This window comes from Streptomyces sp. NPDC053432, from assembly GCF_055585365.1.
In genome coordinates, this window is record NZ_JBVJKF010000006.1 from 26970 (window position 1) to 45638 (window position 18669).

At 75.6% G+C, this 18669-nt stretch carries 14 protein-coding genes and 1 tRNA gene; 11 read left to right on the forward strand and 4 right to left on the reverse strand.

All coding sequences use genetic code 11. From position 1 onward, the window contains the following. Window positions 1-3: 3 nt before the first annotated feature. Window positions 4-1143 (reverse strand): M24 family metallopeptidase, encoded by a 1140-nt coding sequence (locus tag ACZ6Y1_RS12395; RefSeq protein WP_469626723.1) that lies wholly within the window; start codon window positions 1141-1143, stop codon window positions 4-6. Then, a complete protein-coding gene (locus tag ACZ6Y1_RS12400; RefSeq protein ID WP_469626726.1) occupies window positions 1140-1991 on the reverse strand; it encodes a LysR family transcriptional regulator in 852 nt (283 codons plus the stop codon). The genes ACZ6Y1_RS12395 and ACZ6Y1_RS12400 overlap by 4 nt, the downstream gene beginning before the upstream one ends. Before the next feature lie 606 nt (window positions 1992-2597). Between ACZ6Y1_RS12400 and ACZ6Y1_RS12405 the strand changes: the two genes are divergently transcribed. Continuing rightward, window positions 2598-3347 carry a CTP synthase C-terminal region-related (seleno)protein gene (locus tag ACZ6Y1_RS12405; protein WP_469626729.1) on the forward strand — a complete coding sequence of 250 codons (750 nt, stop codon included), beginning with the start codon at window positions 2598-2600 and terminating at the stop codon, window positions 3345-3347. A gap of 74 nt (window positions 3348-3421) precedes the next feature. Beyond that, a tRNA-His gene (locus ACZ6Y1_RS12410) sits at window positions 3422-3494 on the forward strand. A gap of 270 nt (window positions 3495-3764) precedes the next feature. On the opposite strand, the gene ACZ6Y1_RS12415 is transcribed toward ACZ6Y1_RS12410, so the two are convergent. Next, entirely contained in the window at window positions 3765-4520 is a 756-nt protein-coding gene (locus ACZ6Y1_RS12415; RefSeq protein WP_469626732.1) for an alpha/beta fold hydrolase, read from the reverse strand. A 73-nt stretch (window positions 4521-4593) separates the two neighbouring features. Between ACZ6Y1_RS12415 and ACZ6Y1_RS12420 the strand changes: the two genes are divergently transcribed. Continuing rightward, window positions 4594-5304: a hypothetical protein gene (locus tag ACZ6Y1_RS12420; RefSeq protein WP_469626735.1), complete on the forward strand. Its 711-nt coding sequence runs from the start codon at window positions 4594-4596 to the stop codon at window positions 5302-5304. On the opposite strand, the gene ACZ6Y1_RS12425 is transcribed toward ACZ6Y1_RS12420, so the two are convergent. After that, window positions 5291-7351: a phosphocholine-specific phospholipase C gene (locus ACZ6Y1_RS12425; RefSeq protein ID WP_469626738.1), complete on the reverse strand. Its 2061-nt coding sequence runs from the start codon at window positions 7349-7351 to the stop codon at window positions 5291-5293. The genes ACZ6Y1_RS12420 and ACZ6Y1_RS12425 overlap by 14 nt on opposite strands. A 186-nt stretch (window positions 7352-7537) precedes the next feature. Here ACZ6Y1_RS12425 and ACZ6Y1_RS12430 point away from each other — a divergent pair, with 186 nt between their 5' ends. The 8 genes from ACZ6Y1_RS12430 to ACZ6Y1_RS12465 are packed head-to-tail and all read left to right on the forward strand — an operon-like array spanning window position 7538 to window position 18600. Then, on the forward strand, window positions 7538-9982 hold the full coding sequence (locus ACZ6Y1_RS12430) for a hypothetical protein (protein WP_469626741.1): 2445 nt from the start codon (window positions 7538-7540) through the stop codon (window positions 9980-9982). 1 nt (window position 9983) lies between these two features. Then, window positions 9984-11270: a TRAFAC clade GTPase domain-containing protein gene (locus ACZ6Y1_RS12435; protein WP_469626745.1), complete on the forward strand. Its 1287-nt coding sequence runs from the start codon at window positions 9984-9986 to the stop codon at window positions 11268-11270. Further along, window positions 11267-13861, forward strand: coding sequence for a GTPase-associated protein 1-related protein (locus ACZ6Y1_RS12440; protein ID WP_469626748.1), 2595 nt, complete (start codon window positions 11267-11269; stop codon window positions 13859-13861). Before ACZ6Y1_RS12435 ends, ACZ6Y1_RS12440 begins: the two co-directional genes overlap by 4 nt. Further along, a complete protein-coding gene (locus ACZ6Y1_RS12445; protein WP_469626751.1) occupies window positions 13858-15504 on the forward strand; it encodes a TRAFAC clade GTPase domain-containing protein in 1647 nt (548 codons plus the stop codon). Before ACZ6Y1_RS12440 ends, ACZ6Y1_RS12445 begins: the two co-directional genes overlap by 4 nt. Next, window positions 15501-15629, forward strand: coding sequence for a hypothetical protein (locus ACZ6Y1_RS12450; protein WP_469626754.1), 129 nt, complete (start codon window positions 15501-15503; stop codon window positions 15627-15629). Before ACZ6Y1_RS12445 ends, ACZ6Y1_RS12450 begins: the two co-directional genes overlap by 4 nt. Window positions 15630-15665: 36 nt before the next feature. Beyond that, window positions 15666-16328, forward strand: coding sequence for a vWA domain-containing protein (locus tag ACZ6Y1_RS12455; RefSeq protein WP_469627451.1), 663 nt, complete (start codon window positions 15666-15668; stop codon window positions 16326-16328). 8 nt (window positions 16329-16336) lie between these two features. Beyond that, window positions 16337-17272 carry a PP2C family serine/threonine-protein phosphatase gene (locus ACZ6Y1_RS12460; protein ID WP_469626757.1) on the forward strand — a complete coding sequence of 312 codons (936 nt, stop codon included), beginning with the start codon at window positions 16337-16339 and terminating at the stop codon, window positions 17270-17272. Further along, entirely contained in the window at window positions 17269-18600 is a 1332-nt protein-coding gene (locus ACZ6Y1_RS12465; protein WP_469626760.1) for a protein kinase domain-containing protein, read from the forward strand. The genes ACZ6Y1_RS12460 and ACZ6Y1_RS12465 overlap by 4 nt, the downstream gene beginning before the upstream one ends. Window positions 18601-18669: the final 69 nt, after the last annotated feature.

Here is an 18669-nt window from a genome sequence, read left to right on the forward strand (position 1 = left end):
CCGCTACTCGACGATCGCGAGCTCGCGCGGGGCGTCGTTGAGGCGGCGCCCGCCGTCCTGGGTGACGGTCACGATGTCTTCGATGCGGACGCCGAACCGGCCGGGCAGGTAGACGCCCGGCTCCACGGAGAAGCACATGCCGGGGACGAGCGGCTGCTCCTCGCCCTCGACCATGTACGGGGGCTCGTGGGTGGTGACGCCGATGCCGTGGCCGGTGCGGTGGATGAAGCGGTCCCCGTAGCCGAATTCGGTGATCACGGCGCGGGCCGCCCGGTCCACCTCCTGGCAGGAGACGCCCGGGCGGACCGCCGCGAAGCCGGCCTGCTGGGCCTCGCGGACGATGTCGTGCACGCGCTGCTCCTCGGGGGTCGGCTCGCCCACGTGCACGGTGCGGGAGATGTCGGAGCCGTAGCCGTTGCGCAGGCCGCCGAAGTCGAGGACGACCATGTCCCCCCGCCGGATGACCCGTTCGCCGGCCTCGTGGTGCGGGTCGGCTCCGTTGGGCCCCGACCCGACGACGGTGAAGTCGACCTGGGAGTGCCCGTGGGCGCGCAGCAGGGCGGCCAGGTCCTCGGCGAGGTCGCTCTCGCGGCGGCCCGCGAAGGGGACGTGCAGGATCTGCTCGTAGGCGGCGTCGGCGGCTCGTGCCGCGGCCGCCAGGCACTCCAGTTCCCGTTCGTCCTTCACCGCGCGGAGCATCGGCAGGGAGTCGGTGAGCGGCACGTAGGAGGTGGCGGGCAACTCCCGCTGGAGTCCGAGGAGATGCAGGGCCCAGGTGTTGTCGCTGACGCCGAAGCGGCCGGCGACGTCGAGCAGCGGGGCGGTCACGGCGTACGGGTCCTTCCCGTCGGCCCAGTCCCGCAGGGTCAGCGCGGGGGCGCCGGCGGCCTTGGCGGCGTCGGGGGCCTCCAGGGCGGGCACCACGAGGACGGGGTCCTGTCCGGCGGCCAGGACGAGGAGGGTCAGGCGCTCGGTCTCGGCGGTGGGGCGGTATCCGGTGAGGTGGGCGAGGTCGGGCCCGGGGGCGATGAGCAGCCCGGCGAGTCCCGCGTCGGCGGCGGACTGTGCGGCGGAGGCCATCCGGGCGGCGTAGTCCTCGGCCGTGAAGGGTGCCGCGTCGTGGGATGTGGCGTCACGAGTCATACGGGCGATCCTGCCGTGAGGCGCGCGGCGAGCGCAGCGGCCGCGCCGGTCGGGCTGCCGGGCGAGAGGAGCTCCGTACGGTGCACCAGGCGGGGTGCGGACAGGGGTACGGCGACCCCCGCACCGGCGCCCTCGGCGACGCGGCGGGGCAGCAGCACGAGGCCGTGGCCGGCGGCGGCGAGGGCGCAGAGCCCGTGCAGGTCGGTGCCGTCGTAGCGCAGGGAGGCCGAGCGGGCGGGGGCGAGCGGCGGGGTGCACAGGCCGGGGGCGTCGAGCCAGCGCGCGTCGACGAGGTCGTCGAGCCGCAGGGCGGCCCGCCCGGCGAGGGGGTGTCCGGCGGGCAGCAGCACGGCGACCTCCTCCTCGCCCACGCCCGTCACGGTGAGCGGGGCCGCGTCGGGCAGCCGCAGCGGGTCGCTCGGCGCGGCGGGGCCGTCGACGAGTCCCAGGTCGCAGCCGCCGGTGGCGACGGCGGCGGGCACCTCGGCCGGGGGCAGGATCCGCAGCGTGACCCCGGTGGCGGGCAGCGCCGTGAGCAGCGCGGGTCCGACGGCGAGGGGGGACACGGCGAGGGTGACCCGGCCGGGCGGGGCGGCGGCCAGCCGCAGCACGTCGGCCCGCGCGGCGTCGAGCCGCAGCAGGAGCGGGGTGGCGTGCTCCAGGAGCCGCGTCCCCGCCGGGGTCGGCGCGACGGGCCGGCGGGTGAGCAGTTCGGTCCGCAGGTCGGCTTCCAGCCCGGCGATGTGCTGGGAGACGGCGGACTGGGTGTAGCCCAGTTCCCGGGCGGCGGCGGAGAAGGAGCCCAGCCGGACGACGGCGACGAAGGTACGGAGCAGATGCGGATCCATCGCCCCAGCATGCCCCTCCCCTGCGGGGCGCCCACCCTGCACACCCCCGCCCCTGCACACCCCCGCCCCGGTGTACACGGCGCCCGCCCCCCTCCGGCCTCGCCGACGCCTGAGGCGGGGTCCGGGCGCTCCGGCCTCGCCGGCGCCTGAGGCCCGGGGTCCGCTCCAGCCTCGCCGGCGTTTGAGGCGCGGGGTCCGGGGCGGAGCCCCAGGAACGGGTCCGGGCGGAGCCCGGGGAACGGTGGAAGGGCGGGTAGGGGACCAGCCCCGCGCAGCGGCACCCCGGCCCGGCCCGTACGGGAGGGCCGCTGCGCGGAGCCGTCCCCCACCCCGCCCCTTCCCGAAACCGGGCTCCGCCCGGACCCGGTCCTCAAACGCCGGACGGGCTGGGAGGCCGACACTCCGCCCGGACCCGCGCCTCAAACGCCGGACGGGCTGCGAGGGCCGCGGCTCCGCCCAAGGCCCCGCGCCTCAGGCGCCGGCGGGGGCTGGAAGACTCGGGGCTCCGCCCGGACAGGCCGAACGGCCCGCTCATCAGTGGGGCTTATCGAGCGTGCAGGAACCATCGTTGGCGGTGAAGTGGGGTGTCGGCGGAGGATGATCCGCATGACCACCGCACAGACCGCGCGGATCGCCCTCGTCGGCGACCGCTCTCCGCACGTGAAGTCACACGTCCGCATCCCCCTCCTCCTCGACGCCCTCGCCGCGCGCGAAGGACTCGTGCTCGACGCCTACTGGATCCCCACCGGCGACGCGGCGGCCGAGGCCGCCTCCGGGGCGCTGGCCCGGTTCGACGCGGTGTGGGTGCTGCCCGGCAGTCCGTACGCCAGCGAGTCCGGGGTGCTGGCCGCGATCCGGGTGGCCCGGGAGGAGGGCATCCCCTTCCTCGGGACCTGCGGCGGCTTCCAGCACACCCTGCTGGAGTACGCCCGCTCGGTGTGCGGCCTGGCCGACGCCGCGCACGCCGAGAACGACCCAGGGGCGGCGGACCCGCTGATCACGCCGCTCGCCTGCTCGCTCGTCGGCCACCAGGGCCTCGTCCGCGCCGAGCCCGGCTCGCTCGCCGAGTCCGCGCTGGGCGCGGAGCGGTCCATGGAGCGCTACCACTGCAACTACGGCCCCGAGCCCCGCCACCTGCCCACCCTGGCCGCCCACGGGCTGCGCCTGTCGGGGCACGACGAGGACGGGCAGGTGCGCATCGCGGAGCTGCCCGGCCACCCCTTCTTCCTGGCGACCCTGTTCCAGCCGGAGCTGCACGGCGACGGGACGGTGCCGCACCCGATCGTCCGGGCCCTCGCGGTGGCCGCTGTGACCCACGCCACCACCGCCCGCCCGGCCGCCGCCCCGGCGGAATAACGGGTCGCAGGGCCACCCCGCCGATCGGCTATGCTGTGCGTGCACGTCGAAGGGGTGGTCCGCCGCCCTTCGTGGTGGGTGTAGCTCAGTTGGTAGAGCACCTGGTTGTGGTCCAGGTGGCCGCGGGTTCGAGTCCCGTCACTCACCCTGCAGTCCCGTGAGGGGTACGAGGTCTTCCTCGTACCCCTCACGGGCTTTTCTGCGCCTGCGTCTGAATCAGGCTCAGCAGCGGCGAGCTCCAAGGAGAACTCGCGCACCAGCGTCGAGGGTCGTCCGTCCTCCAGCCGCTGCCCGTGCTCGCGCAGGGCCCGGAAGCGGGACATGAACTGGGGGCCGCGGGGCCCGGACGGGCTCGTGGCACCACCCTCGCGGCGGTCACCGACAGATCGCCCACACGCCGCCCACAACCCGCCGGCATCACGCCCTCAGGAAGGCCTCGACCTCCGTGGCGAAGGCCACCGGCGTCTCGTGCGGCGGATAGTGTCCGGCGCCCGGAATCGTGACGATCCGGCAGTTCGGGTACCAGGCCTGCCATGTGGCGCGCATCACGTCGGCGGTGAGCGCGAGGTCGTACTGCCCGACCAGGACCAGCACCGGGACGGTGTTGCCCTTCACCGCGGAGGACAGGTCGAGCGGCTGCCAGCTCGCGAGGTACCCGGCGAAGGCCTCGGGGCGGGAGACGCTGAGGGAGTGCTCGACCATGCCGTCGAGCCAGTGGCGGCTCGCGCGGTTGCCGGTGACCAGGTCGAGGATGGTCCGGCGCTTGGCCGGGTCCTCGGCGGCGCCGTAGAAGAGGGCGTGGGTCGTGTCGTCCATCTCGTACGGGGCGGCCGGCACGGGCGTGAGCCCGATCAGCTTCTCCACCCGCTGGGGGGCGCGGACGAGGACCTGCTGGATCGCCTTGCCGCCCATGGAGTGGCCGAGGAGGGAGAAGGTGTCCCAGCCGAGCTGGTCGGCCAGTTCCAGGACGTCGTCGGCGATCTCGGCGAGGGTGTGACGGCCGGACACGTCCCGGCGCTCGCCGTAGCCCCGGTAGTCGAGGAAGGCGTACGAGAACTCCTCCGGGTCGAGGTAGTCCAGTACGGAGCCCCAGTTCGCGGACGTCCCGAACCAGTCGTGCAGCACGATGACACGTACGGGTCCGGTACCGATCCTGCGGTGGGCGATGGCCATGCGTTCTCCCTCGGTGACGGAGGCGGGGACTGTTACCGCCGTACGTTCTGCCCCGCGCGCCTACCATCACACCGTGAATCCGACATCGGGCGCCGAGCCGCTGGTCATGGGGGACTACTCGCGGGACGACGGGGCGCGCCACCCGCACCATCCGCGGAGCTACACGGTCAGCGACCCCGCCGAGATCGCCGAGGTGCTGGCCGTGCGGAGGCTCGGCCTGGAACGCGCCGACCCGGCCGCACTGGCGACCTTCACCTGTTCCTGCGGGGACGACGGGAACCTGCACCCCACCCCCGAGTCGGATCTCCTGCTCGACCCGCTCTCCCCCGAGGGCATCCCCGCCCGGCACCGCGCCCGGTGGGCGGCGGCCGCGCCCGACGGGCTGCGGGAGTACGCCGAAGCCCTGGCCGGGGGCGCGGAGGAGCCTCAGCTGCCGCGCGGGGTGCCGCTGGGGGTCGCGTTCAGCTGGCTGGGCGCCGTACGGGAGGAGCCCCGCGACGCCGCGTGGCTGCTCGCCGAGCGGGCACCCGCGCGACTGCTGGCCGGAAGGCCGACCGAGGAACTGGCCTGGGCCGTGCGGGAGACGGACCGGGCGGGCCTGGAGGGCGCGGTGCGGTTCTTCGCGAGTGAGGAGTTCACCACCCGCCACCCCAAGCGCCGCCGGGTCCCCGACACGGCCCGTGACCTGCTGCTCCGGCACGCGCGCGGCCACCGCCCCGGGGACCTCCCGGTCCTGGAGCGGCGGCTGCTGCGTGCGGCGGAGGACCGGGTCAGACGGTCTTGATCGCCGGGTCGGAGACGCCCGGGGCGCCCGTCTCCACATGGCCCGCGAAGCGGCGCAGGAACGTGGCGTCCGCGTCCGAGACGACCGTGACGTCGTACCAGCGGCCCGTCGCGCCCAGGTCCGCCGTGTACGCGGCGGTGCCGCCCGCCGCGACCCGCAGGGTCTGGGCCGCGCCGTTGTAGGAGTTGGTCACCGTCAGGTTGACCGCCGCCGAACCGGAGTTGGTCAGGGTCAGCTTCAGGTTCCCGGTGGCCCCGTCGTGGCGGGCCGTGACCTCGGGGCCGGCCTTCTTCGCCGGGCCCTTCCAGGTGCGCAGGAAGCCGTTGGGGCCCCAGACCGTGAGGTTGATCTGGTTGCCGGTCGAGCTGCTCGTGGACCAGGTGTCGGAGAGGGTCTTGCCCGCCTCGACCGTGTAGGGCCAGGGGCCGTCCGTACGGTTGCCCGAGGTGCTGTGGAAGTGGGCGCCGAGGGCCGGGCCGGAGGAGAAGGTCAGGGTGAACTTGCCGGTGGAGGTGGTGGCCCGGCCGTCCACGTACGGGCTGTAGCCCAGCGCGCGGGTCGGCTTGGACCCGGCCTCCTGCTTCGGCAGCGTGCCGGTGGCCGGCGGGACCGGGTGGTAGGACGGGTGCGCGTTGTGGTCCGGCGGGAGGTAGGCGTCCGTCGACGGGAGCGACGCGGGGGTCGCGTCCGCCCGCGTGAAGTCGAAGGCCGAGGTCAGGTCACCGCAGACGGCGCGGCGCCACGGCGAGATGTTGGGCTCCTGCACGCCGAAGCGCTTCTCCATGAAGCGGATCACCGAGGTGTGGTCGAAGGTCTCGGAGCAGACGTAACCGCCCTTGCTCCACGGGGAGACCACGATCATGGGGACGCGCGGGCCGAGACCGTACGGGCCGGCCGCGTAGCCGCCGCCCCCGTTGTAGAGGTCGCCGGTGACGCTCGCCGTGGACAGGCCCCACGCCGAGGAGGCCGGCGGGTACGGCGGGACGACGTGGTCGAAGAAGCCGTCGTTCTCGTCGTAGGTGATGAACAGCGCCGTCTTCGCCCAGACCGCCGGGTTCGAGGTGAGCGCGTCGAGGACCTGCGAGATGTACCAGGCGCCGAAGTTCACGGGCCAGTTCGGGTGCTCGCTGAAGGCCTCCGGGGCGGCGATCCAGGAGACCTGCGGGAGGGTTCCGGCCGCGACGTCCGCGCGCAGGCGGTCGAAGTAGCCGTCGCCCGCCTTGACGTTGGTGCCCGTACGGGCCTTCTCGTACAGGGCGCTGCCCGGCTGGGCGTTGCGGTAGTTGTTGAAGTACAGCAGCGAGTTGTCGCCGTAGTTGCCGCGGAAGGCGTCGCTGATCCAGCCCCAGGAACCGGCCGCGTTCAGCCCGTCGCCGATGTCCTGGTAGACCTTCCAGGACACCCCGGCCGCCTCCAGGCGCTCCGGGTAGGTCTTCCAGCCGTAGCCGGCCTCCTGGTTGCCGAGGACCGGGCCGCCGCCCACGCCGTCGTTGCCCGTGTAACCCGACCACATGTAGTAGCGGTTGGGGTCCGTGGCGCCGATGAAGGAGCAGTGGTAGGCGTCGCACACCGTGAAGGCGTCGGCGAGCGCGTAGTGGAAGGGGATGTTGCCCCTGGTCATGTACGACATCGTCGTGGCCGTCTTGGCCGGGACCCACTTGTCGTACTTGCCGTTGTTGTAGGCGGCGTGGCCGCCGGCCCAGTCGTGGTTGAGGCCCTCGACGAACTGCATGCCGAGGTCGTCGACCTGCGGGTTGAAGGGGAGGATGTCCTTCGTCCCGTTGGACTGGTAGAAGACGGACTTGCCGTTGTCCTGGAGGACCGGACGGGGGTCGCCGAAGCCGCGGACACCCTTCATGGTCCCGAAGTACTGGTCGAAGGACCGGTTCTCCTGCATGAGGACGACGATGTGCTCGATGTCCTGGATCGTGCCCGTGGTGCCCTGCGCCGAGATGGCGGCCGCGCGGGCGATGCTGTCGTTGAGCATCGCGACGGCGGCGGTTCCACCGGCTATCTGCAGGAACCTGCGCCGATTGATTTCGGTCATGGAGTGACGTCCTCTGCGGGTGAGGGGGGTGTCGGGGGGCGCCCCAAGGACAGCGCCCCCGGGGTACCGGACGGAGATCACTTCGTGACGGTGCGCCGTACACCTGGAGAACGAAAGCTCTCCCGGACGGCCCTCGTATCTGCTGGAATGACCTCCCACACACGTGCACGGGGGGCGCAGGAACGGATGGCGGGGAACGACTTCGGGCATGCCCTCGGGCTGTCCCGCGCGCTCTCCGGTCTGCCGCTCTCGCCGCTCGTGGGAGGGTACGGGGAACTCGTCTCCGCGCAACAGACCCTCGGCTTGAGCCACTTGGGCGAACTCCTGACTCCCGGGGGTGGCCGGTTACGCGTCCTCGACGGGGTCTTCCGGGTCGAGCGGCCCGGCCGGCGCGCGCACGTGAACGCCCGCGTGCTGCGCGGGATGCGCGTGGACCGGCCCGAGGCGGCGTGGCTGCTGGACCGGCTGGCGGGGATCCAGGACGAGGACCCGGCGGCGCTGCGGCGGATCCTGCTGTACCAGTTCGCCCAGCTGCTCCACGACCACCCGGCCGGACACCTGCCCGCCACCGCGGCCGGCCTGGGCGTCGACCCGGCGGAGACCTCCGCGCTGGTCCACGCCGCCGCCGTGCGGCCCCGGCTGGACGCGGGGCAGCGGGCCGCCGCCGAGGGCCTGGAGGACGACCGGCTGAGCCGGCGGGTGCGCGCGGCCCTGCGGAAGGCGGCCTTACTTCCCGCGGGCGGCGGGGACGGCACCCTGGAGGCCCGGCTGGCCGAGCTGGCCGACCGGGCCGGGGCCGCCGACACCGCGCTCGCCGCGGCGCGGCGCCACGAGGAGCTGGGCGATCCGGAGGGGGCGTGCGTCCGCTACGAGGAGGCGGTCCGGCTCGCGGGGGACTGCCCGCGCGCGGTGCGCGGGCTGGTGCGCACCTACCGGGCGGAGCCGGGCGATCCGGGGCCGCTGGAATCCGTCCTCGTCCCCGGCGGCGTCGAAGTGCGTTGGCCCCGGCGGGCGTTCACCGGCCGGGCCTGGCGGGTCGTACGGCTCACCCGGGGCGAGCCGGCGGGCGCGCCCCTCGCCGAGCTGCCGGGGCAGCCGCACGACGGCGTCCTGCTGGACCGGGACACCGGGACCGGGGTGCTCGTACGTCATGTGGCCCTGCCGCTCGGGGCCGACGGCGCGGTGGACGGGCCGCCGCTGATCGGGGCCCCGGTGGCCGTCGCCCCGGGGGTGACGGGGGTGCGCGTCGCCGACGGCAACGGGTGGATCGAGGCCTCCTGGACCGCCCCGGCGGGCACGGCCGCGACCGAGGTCACCCTCACCGGGCCCGCGGGCCGCCGCGTGACGGACGCGACCGGGCCGAGCCTGCGCTTGGACGGCCTGGAGCCGGGCGCCTACGAACTGACGGTCCGGGCCCGGTACACGGCGCCGGCCGGCCGCCCCGACCACGCCGTTGTGTCGGCGCCGGTATCGGCCCCGGCGACCGTCCACCCCTGGCCGGCCCCCGTGCGCACCGTGACGGCGGCCCCCGACGAGGCGCACGGTGTGCTGTTCCGCGCGACGGGGGCGGCGGGCTGCGAGGTGCGCCTGCTGGAGTGGGCGACGGCCCCGCCCGCGCCGGGCACGGAACTGAGGACGGCGGACCTGCCGCCCGCACCGGACTGGATCACCCCGGCCGACGCGCCCGCGCCGGACGACGCCGACGGCCCGCCGGGGCCGTACGGCACTCCCGGCCCGGCCGGGCCGGTCCACGGCGGCCGGACCGGACCGGCCGGTGCCGGTGCATCGGCCCGCCAGGACGGCTCGCCGGGCTCGCGCGGCGCGACCGGCCCGGCCGGGCCCGGCCGCGGCGAGCGGAGCGGACCGGTCGGGCAGGGCTCGGAGTCGGCCGGGCACCGCCTGGCCGGGCGGCCGCCCGCCGGGGCACTGCTGACCGTGACGGCCGTGGCCGTGCTCGGGGAGCGGGCCGTGGCCGGGCCCGGGGTGCTGGTCGAGGCGCCGCTGCCGGTGACCGGGCTCGCGGTGCGGCGGACCTCGCCCGGGGAGGTGCGGCTCACCTTCGACTGGCCCGGCGGAACCGGCGCCGTCACCGCCGCCGTCACCCAGGACGGCCGCGTCACCGAGCACACCGTGGCCCGCAGCGTGTTCCTGCGCGAGGGACTCCGGCTGCCGGTCGCGCCCTCCGCCCTGCGGGTCGACGCCTACGCGGCGCCCCGCGGCACCCGGTCCGTGCTCGCCGCCGGCTCCGGCGACGCGCGGGCCTGGCTGCCCGCCGACGTCGCCATCGCCTACGAACTCCTGCCGGGGGCACGGCGCGGCCTGCGCCGCGGACCCGCCGTCCTGCGGGTCACCGTACGGGCCCCCGGCGGCGCCGCGGAGCTCCCCGGCTTCGTGCTGGTGGCCCGCGGCGACGGGGGCCGCAACCCGCAGCGCCCGCCCGGCCCCACCGCCGGCACCGCCCTGTGCCGCCTGACCGGCGACGAACTCGCCGCCGCCGGAACGCTGGAGCGCGAGATCGACCCCGCCACCGCGCCCGGACGTCCGTACGCCGTCCGCGGTTTCCTCCTCGGCGGCCGTGCCGCCTCCGTCCGGCTCGAAGAGCCCCCGATCCACTCCCTGGTGGTGCGCTGACGTGACCTCCGTCGTCTGCCCCTACTGCTTCGACCGGTCACCGGCCGCCAAGCTCCCCTACCGCTGCCAGATGTCCCCCACCGGGGTGCGCGGCGGGAAGCCCTGCACCGCCGAACTCGACACGGTGTGGGCCGAGTTCATCGGGCCGGCCGTGCCGCCCGCGCTGCGGATGCGCGGGCCCGTGTTCGCCGCGCCGCGCGGGCTCGGCGGGCGGATCCCGCGGCAGCTGCCGCTCGGCGGCGGGGGGTCCCGTGCGGACTGCCCCGCGTGCGGGGTGTCCACGCCGGTGCGGGTGTGCCGGCGGTGCCACAGCGACTTCCCGAGCGACTACTGTGACCAGGACACCCGGATCATCGCCCTGCTCGGTCCCAAGGGCTCGGGCAAGAGCACGTACGTCTCCGTACTGGTCAACGAGCTGCGCGGCAGGGTGGGCCGGGCCTACGGGGCCTCCCTCACCCCGATGGGCGGCGAGACCCAGCGCCGGGACCGGGAGATGGCCGAGGACCTCTACGACCGGCTGCGGCTGCCCGGCGCCACCCGGCCGGCCGCGCTCGGCTTCAACGACCCGCTGCTGTACCGGCTGAGCCTGCCGCTGCGCCGCCGGCTGCTCGGGGACGGCAGCCGGCACATCGCGCTGGTGTTCTTCGACGCGGCGGGCGAGGACCTGGGAAGCGCCGAGGCCATGGACCGGTACACGACCTACCTGGCCGCCGCCGACGGGATCATCGTGCTGGTGGATCCCCTGCAGATGCGCGCGGTGCGCGACCGGCTGCCGGCCGACGCCGAGCTGTCGCTGCCCGTCGTGGAGACCCCGCCGCAGCAGATCGCCGGTGACCTCGCGGCGCAGCTGCGGGCCCGCGGCCGGGGCTCCTCCCGGGGCCGGGTCACCACCCCGGTGGCGGTGGCCGTGACCAAGACGGACTCCCTCGCCCCGCTGCTGGACCCGCATTCCCCGCTGCTGCGCAACGCCGGACACCGGTCCGGCGCGGTGGACGAGGACGACCGGCTCGCGGTGCACGAGGAGATGCGCTCGCTGCTGGACGGCTGGGACTCGGGTGCGCTGCTGCGGCAGCTGGAGCGGGACTTCGCGCAGCTGTCGCTGTTCGGGCTGTCGGCGCTCGGCTCGCCGCCGCCCGCGCACGCGCCGGCCGACGCCCCGAAGTCGGGTCCGCAGCCGCTGCGCGTGGAGGATCCGCTGCTGTGGCTGCTGGGGCTCGGCGGTCTGCTGCCGCAGGCCTCCGGCGCCGCGCGCACGGGCGGCCGCGGCCGGGTGGAGGGAGAGGCGTGAACCTCGCGCAACTGCACTACACCTCGGCGCCGCCCGGACCCGACGGCTCGGGCTTCCGGTTCACCGCCGTCACCCCCGGGGTGCCGGCCGCGCTGCTGCGCGAGGCGGAGCAGCTGATCGGCTACGAGCCGCCCCGGGAGGCGCCGCCCCGGCCGACTCCGGAGGAACTGGCCTCCTTTCCTCAGGCGTTGAGCCTGAGCGTGCTCGCCGACGGGAGCCGGCTGCTGGCCCGCTCGGTGTACACGGGCGCCGACTACAGCGGCCGCTGGGGCAACTTCCACGCGCACGCGGTGCACCTGCCGCAACAGGAGGGCTCCGGTCCGGCCGTCGGCGCGCTGCCGATCACCTCCTGGGGGTCACCGCAGTGGGCCGTGGAGACCCCGGCGGGCGGAGCGCCCGCGCTGGCGGCCGTGCCCGTTCCGGGACCGCACGACCCGGCGGGGCTGGCCGGGTTCGTCGAGGGCCGGGGACCGTGGCTCGCGGGGTTCTTCGCCGATGTGCGCAGGCTCGGCGAGGACCCGAACGCCCCGCAGATCGTGCTCGTGGAGGCGGACAGCGAGGCGGTGTCCCGCTGGATCATGCTCGCGTGCAGCGTGCTGCCCCACCAGCGCGGCCAGTGGCTCACCTTCACCACCTACACCCGGCGCCCCCAGCTGGCCCGGCAGCAGATCATCGGCGTGGTCCCCGAGGACGGCCCCGGCCTCGCCGGGCAGGAGCACCGCTACCGGGTGTACGACGTCCCGCGCGAGTCGGCGCCCGCCACCGGGGCCGCCGACGCGTGGGCGGACACCGCCGCCCGGATCTGGCAGGCGCGGCGCCAGGAGCTGTTCGCGGAGGTCCGCCGGCTCGGCTCCGACCCGTACGACGCGGGCCCGCTGGCCGCGCTCGCCCTCGCCGCGGACATCCCGCTGCCCTCCCCGGGCCGGGCCGCCGCCGCGGACTGGGCCGCCGCTCACCGGGACGGCCTGGACCGGGCCCGGCTGCACGCGCTGACCCTGGCGCTGGGTGCGGGGGCCGTCTCCCCGGGCGGGGAGCGGGACGCGGCCGAGGCCTCCGCGTGCGGGCGGCTGCTGGCGGCCCTGGACGGCTGGGCCCCGGCCGCCGTGTGCGAGCCTCTGGCGGAGCGGGCCCTCGCCGAGGCGGTGCGCGGCCGGACCGTGCCCGCGGCCCTGCCCTCGGCCGCGGCACTGGGCGGGCCCGCGCGGGCCCGGCTCGCCGCCGCGCTGGAGCGGGAGCTGCGGGCCGCGCTCGCGGCCGCGCAGACCCCGCCGGCCGACCGGGCCGGGCTGTTGCGGATCGCCTCGGTGCTGGGCGCGGACACGGCCGACCTGCTGCCCGGGGCGGCCCGGCAGCTGGCGCTGGCGCTGCTCGCCGATCCGGAGCGGGTGTACGGCGAGGGGGTGCGGGCCGCGCTCGCCGAGCTGCCGGCGCTGCGGGCCCTCGTACTCGACCGGCTGGACTCCCTCGCGGCGGGCGATCCCGCCGCGGGGCAAACGCTGTTCGCCCGTACCGGGCTGCGGCTGACGGCCGCCGACGCGCGCCCGCACCTGCGGATGTGCGCCTCGGCGGCGGGGGTGGTCGCGGCCGCCCCGGACCGGGTCGCGGCGCTGCACGCGCTGCTCGCGGAGTCCGGGGTCTCGCTGTACGCGGAGCCTCTGGTGCTGCGGACCGCGATGCGGCTGGTGTGGGAGGGGGAGCCGCCGGGCGCGGGCGAGGCCGCGACGGTGCTCGGGGAGACGGGGGCGAAGGTGCACCGGGAGGCCGGGACCTGGGAGCTGCTGGCGCGGGCGGCCGCCGGGTCCCCGGCCGGGGACCCGGCGGCGGCCGAGCTGGCGCCGGAGCTCCTGAACCGCTTCCAGGAGGAACTCCCCGCCCCGCTGCGGCCCTCGCTGCTGATCCTGGAGCTGGCGCGGAACCTGCGGGCGGGCACGGCGGGCCCGGGCTGGGTGCGCCAGGTCCTGGACCTGGGGTCGACCGGCCCGGAGCCGGGGGCGCGGGCGCAGGCGTACGCGGCGCTGTCCGCGCGGCTGCTGCTGGCCGAGGACCGGCCGGAGCACGAGCTGCGGGCCCTGATCGAGAGCGACGACGCGGAACTGCTGGCCGCGTACCGGCTGGCCGCGCGGGAGGCGGAGGTCACCGCCCGGCTGCGGCTGGTGCCCGCGTTCGCCGCGGACTGCTTCACGGTGTGGTCCTCGCAGCCGCAGGCGGGCCCGGTCTGGCAGGAGGCGCGCACGGACCTGCTCGAAGGGGTGCTGCGGCCGGTCGTACGGGAGATGGCTGCTTCGGAGCTCTCGTCGGTGGAGGACGCCCTGGCCCGGCTGGGCGGCCGCTGGGCGGACGAGTTCCGCACCTGGCAGCGCCCGACGGCGATGGGCCGCCTGCGCGACCGCTTCAGACGCCGGTCCGCCGCCTCCCGGCCGGGGGCGGGCGGAACCTCCCGTACGGGAGGCACGGTCGCTCCGGGCGGCTCCGGCCGGGAGGGAACCGGCGCCGAGGCCGCCGGCGCCCCCGGCGGGCACGCGGGCCCGGGTGCTGCGGGCGGCCACGGCCGCGGTCCGGGCGGCTCCGGAGACCGGGGGGGCGCGGGGTGAACACCGACGCGCCCACCGTCGGGCTCGTCCTGCGGGTACTCCTCTACGGGACCGGGGCCGTCGCCGCCGGGCTGTGCCTCGGGTACGGCCTGTGGCGGTTCCTCGGGCTGGCCCTGGTGGCGGCCTGGCGGGCCTTCGGGCCGCGGACGCCCGGGGACGCCGATCAGCGGGTCGTCCCGTACCCCGGCGGCGAGCCGGCCCGGCGCGCGTACTGGGCCTCCCAGATGTGGCAGGACTCGGGGTACGCCGCGCTGTTCGCCTCGCGCACCGTCCGCTACCTGCTGACCCGGCACTGGCTCGGCAGGGTGGTGCGGGACCGGATGCTCCAGGGCCGCAGCGGCCGGACCGGCGAGCGGCCCGACAACGGCCTGGGCCGGCTGCTGCACCGCCTGCTCGCCCCCGGTACGGCGCTGGCCGCCGTGCTGTCCGCGGTGCTCGCCTCGGCGCTGCTGCTCTGCACGGCGCTGGTCTTCGCCGCCCAGCTCGCCCTGGTCGCGGTCGCGGCCCTCGCCGCCGTCGCCGCCGGGCGGGGTGCGGAGCGGCTGTGGAAGCTGGTCCGGGGCGTACGCATGAAGTGCCCCTACCCGCGCTGCTACCGGCCGTTCGCGCTGGCCGTGCACCTGTGCCCGGGCTGCGGGGCGGCCCACCGCGAGCTGCGGCCCGGCGGCTTCGGCGCCTGGCGGCACGTGTGCCGCTGCGGCCGGGCACTGCCGACCACCGCGCTGACCGGGCGGCGGGGGCTCACCGCGCACTGTCCGCACTGCGACCGGCCGCTGCCCCCGGCCGTCGGCACCACCCGGGTGGTGCACCTGCCGCTGGTCGGCGGCACCTCCGCCGGGAAGACCATGCTGATGGCGGCGGTCCTGGAGGGCCTGCGGTCCTGGTCGCACCAGTCCTCGCTGAAGGTGGAGTTCGCCTCCCCGGACGACCTGCGCGAGGCCAACGCGCTGGGCAGGCAGCTGAGGGACTCGGGGTGGACACTGAAGACCCAGGGCGGCCAGCCGCGCGCCCTGATGCTGCTGGTGGGTCGCGGCCTGCGGCGCAGGCTGCTCTACCTGTACGACCCCATGGGCGAGTCCTTGCACGACGCGGGCGACACCCGTCTCCAGGGCTACCTCGCGCACGCCGACGGGATCCTGTTCGTCGCCGACGTGCTCGCCTCGCCCGCCGTACGCCGCACGCTGCGCGCGGGCGACCCCGGGCTGGCGGCGGCCGCCCGGCCGGCCGCCCTCGGGCCCGTGGACACGTACGCGGTGCTGGCCGGGGAGCTGCAGGGGCTCAGCGGGCGCCGGGGGCGCCTCGCGGTGGCGGCGGTGGTGACCAAGCGGGACACCCTGGACCGGCTGACCTCCCTGCCGCGGCCCGCGGAACCCGTCGACGCCTGGCTGGACGGCATCGGCCTCGACGACCTGGTGCGCAGCTTCCGCCACGATTTCGCGGCGGCCCGCTACTGGGCGGTGAGCGCCCGCGCGGCGACGGGGGCGGGAGCGCTGGACTCCGAGCGGCTGCGGGCGGCGGAGCCGGTGCTGTGGCTGCTGTCCCGCAGCGGGCTGCGCGTCGGGGGGCTGACGGCGGGCGGGCTGCCCGGCGCCCCGCCGCCGGCGGCGGACCGGACCGCGTCGGAAGGGAGCAAGACTCCATGATCACACCGCAGATCGCGCGGGGCCGGTGGCTGATGCTGGCCCTGTTCGTGGTGGCGTTCGTGGTGACGGCCGCCGCCGCGGTGGCCGCGCTGGTGCGGTTCGTGCCGCAATGGACCGGGAGTTGAAGGAGACATGCGGTGAGTGACATCCCCGGCGGGCCGATGGCGAACAGGCCCGTCCACTTCATCTGGCTGCTCGACTGCTCGTACTCGATGCAGGGCGAGAAGATCGGTCAGCTCAACTACGCGATCAGAGAGGCCGTTCCGGCCATGCGGTCGGTCGCGCAGGACAATCCGGCGGCCCAACTGCTGCTGCGCACGATGACGTTCTCCACGACGGCGCGCTGGCACCACCAGGACCCGGTGCCGGTGGAGCAGTTCACCTGGCAGGACGTGCAGGTGGACGGCATGACCAATCTGGGTGACGCGCTCCACCTCGTCTCGCGCGAGCTGGACACGCCGCCGATGCCGCAGCGGGCGCTGAAGCCGGTGCTGGCGCTGGTCTCCGACGGGGTGCCGACGGACGACTGGAAGGCCGGGCTGCGGGCGGTGGACGCGACCCCGTGGGGCCGCAAGGCGGTGCGGGTGGCCATCGCGATCGGCGCGGACGCGGACCGTACGGTGCTCCAGGAGTTCCTGGGCAATCCCGAGCTCCAGCCGCTGGACGCGAACAGCCCCAAGCAACTGGCGGCGGCGATCCGCTGGGCCTCGACGGCGGCGGTGAAGGCGGCTTCCCAGCCGATGGCGGGCACCGCGGACACGATCGTGAAGCAGCCGCCGTACGCTCCGCCCGCGCTCGCCGACGACGATGACGACGTGTGGTGAGCGGGCCCTTGCCGACCGACGGATCCGTGACGCCGCTGTGGGAATCGCTGTACGGCAGCGTCCAGGGCGTGAACAAGACGCGCAACCAGGACCGCTACGAGGTGGAGGGCCTGGGCACGGCCGGAGCTCCGCTGATCATGGCGGTGGCCGACGGCCACGGCTCGGCGGTGCACGCGCGCAGCCATCTGGGGTCCCGGTTCGCCGTGGACCTCTTCGTCCAGGAGGCGCGGCTGTTCGCCTCGCTCGCCCAGCCCCGGGGCGAGGTGCGGCCGCCGAGCCTGGCCTGGCTGATGCGGTACGCCGAGTACGCCTTCCCGCGCCAGCTGGTCAGCGCCTGGCGGGAGAAGGTGCTGGGGAACTGGGAGCGCAGCAGGGCGCCCGGGGAGCCGCCGGTGCCCGACGAGGAGAAGCTGCTGCTGTACGGGAGCACGTTGATCGGCGCCGTGCTGACGCCCCGGGTCTTCGCGGCCTGGCAGCTCGGCGACGGCGAGCTGACGCTGGTCGGCGAGGGCGGGCGGGTGAGCGTGCCGCTCGCGCCGAAGGAGGCCGATCTGGGCGACGAGACGGAATCGCTGTGCACCCCGGAGGCGTGGCTGCGGGTGCGGACGCACTGGGCGCCGGTGACGGCGCCCTCGCGGGCGCCCCGGCTGGTCGCGCTGTCCACGGACGGGCTGTCCAAGAGCTTCGCCTCCGACAAGGGGTTCCGGCAGTTCATGGCCGGGCTGGACGAGCGGCTGTCGGCGGAGGGCGGTGAGTCCGTCCGGGCCGTGCTGCCGGAGTGGCTGGCCAAGGCGTCGCAGCACTCGGGGGACGACACCACGCTGGTGGCGGCCTGGCACGCGGGGGACGAGCCGGCGCCGGGGGCGGACGCGGTGAGCGGCGCGGAGCCCGTGAGCCCCGTAGACATGGAAGACCTGCGAGACCCGTACAGGAGCGATGAATGAGCGGCATGCTCGACAGCGGCACCCGGCTGACGGCCGACAGCGGTACGAGTGTGGAGGTAGCCGACCTGCTCGGCGCGGGCGGGCAGGGGGAGGTGTACCGGGTCCGGACCCCCGCCGGGGAGCGGGCGCTGAAGTGGTACTACCCGACGTGCGCGACCCCGGCGCAGGAGGACATCGTGCGCCAGCTGGTGGACCGGGACTTCGACGACGACCGCTTCCTGTGGCCGCGGGACTTCGTGTCCGACGGGCGCGGCGGCCTCGGGTACCTGATGGACATCCGGCCGGACCGGTTCAAGGGCCTCCCGGCCCTGTTCCGGCGCCAGTTGAAGACGTCCATCCGGGCGCTGCTGACCGCCTGCCTCTACACCGTCGAGGCGTACCAGGCGCTGCACTCGCGGGGGATCGCCTACCGGGACATCTCCTGGGGCAACATCTTCTTCGACCCGGCCAGCGGTGAGGTGCTGGTCTGCGACAACGACAACGCGGTGGTGGAGGGCGACAGCACCGGAATCTCGGGGACGATGGAGTTCATGGCACCCGAGCTGGTGCGCGGGGACCCGGGGGTCTCCCCCGGCACCCAGAGCGACCTGCACTCCCTGTCGGTGCTGCTGTTCATGCTCCTGATGAACCATCACCCGCTCAAGGGCCGGCTGGAGCTGGCGATCCGCTGCCTGGACGAGGCCGCCGAGCGCAAGCTGTACGGGAAGCAGCCGCTGTTCGTCTTCGATCCGGTGGACCGCTCGAACGCGCCGGACCCCGTGGAGCACGCGACGGTCCTGGCCACGTGGGCGGTGGCGCCGCCCTCCCTGCGCGACCTGTTCGTCAAGAACTTCACGACGGGACTGCGCGATCCGGCGGCCCGGGTGCGCGAATCTCAGTGGCGGGACACCCTGCGGGCGGTGCTCGACGCGGTGGTGGACTGCGCCCACTGCGGCAAGCAGAACATGACCGAGCCGCTGTCCGCTGTCCCGGGCAACTGCTGGGCCTGCAACGCCGCACTGGTGCTGCCGCCCCGGCTGGTGCTGACCACTCCCCCGCCGCGCACCGAGCACCACATCCTGCTGCACCGCACCTCCCGGGTGCAGGCGCACCACCTGGCTCCGGAGCCGGCCCGGCACGACTACGGGGACGCCACGCTGGTGGCGCAGCTGACCGAGCATCCGCAGCGGCCGGGGAAGTTCGGGCTGGCCAACCGGTCCGGAAGCTCGTGGACGGGCACCAGGGCGGACGGCACCACGCAGGAGATCGCGCCGGGCCAGACCGTGCCCCTGCGCTCGGGCCTGGAGCTGGACTTCGGCGGGGCACGGGCCGTCGTACGGGCGAAGTGAGACGCGCGGCCCCGGCCCTGGAGGCCGGCCCACCAGCCGGGTGGCCTCCTGGCCGGGGCCGGGGCCGGG

Coding starts and splice junctions, on each gene's coding strand:
- ACZ6Y1_RS12395 (WP_469626723.1), bottom strand. CDS start 1,143: ATGACTCGTGACGCCACATCCCACGACGCGGCACCCTTCACGGCCGAG.
- ACZ6Y1_RS12400 (WP_469626726.1), bottom strand. CDS start 1,991: ATGGATCCGCATCTGCTCCGTACCTTCGTCGCCGTCGTCCGGCTGGGC.
- ACZ6Y1_RS12405 (WP_469626729.1), top strand. CDS start 2,598: ATGACCACCGCACAGACCGCGCGGATCGCCCTCGTCGGCGACCGCTCT.
- ACZ6Y1_RS12415 (WP_469626732.1), bottom strand. CDS start 4,520: ATGGCCATCGCCCACCGCAGGATCGGTACCGGACCCGTACGTGTCATC.
- ACZ6Y1_RS12425 (WP_469626738.1), bottom strand. CDS start 7,351: ATGACCGAAATCAATCGGCGCAGGTTCCTGCAGATAGCCGGTGGAACC.
- ACZ6Y1_RS12430 (WP_469626741.1), top strand. CDS start 7,538: ATGGCGGGGAACGACTTCGGGCATGCCCTCGGGCTGTCCCGCGCGCTC.
- ACZ6Y1_RS12450 (WP_469626754.1), top strand. CDS start 15,501: ATGATCACACCGCAGATCGCGCGGGGCCGGTGGCTGATGCTGGCCCTG.
- ACZ6Y1_RS12455 (WP_469627451.1), top strand. CDS start 15,666: ATGGCGAACAGGCCCGTCCACTTCATCTGGCTGCTCGACTGCTCGTAC.
- ACZ6Y1_RS12465 (WP_469626760.1), top strand. CDS start 17,269: ATGAGCGGCATGCTCGACAGCGGCACCCGGCTGACGGCCGACAGCGGT.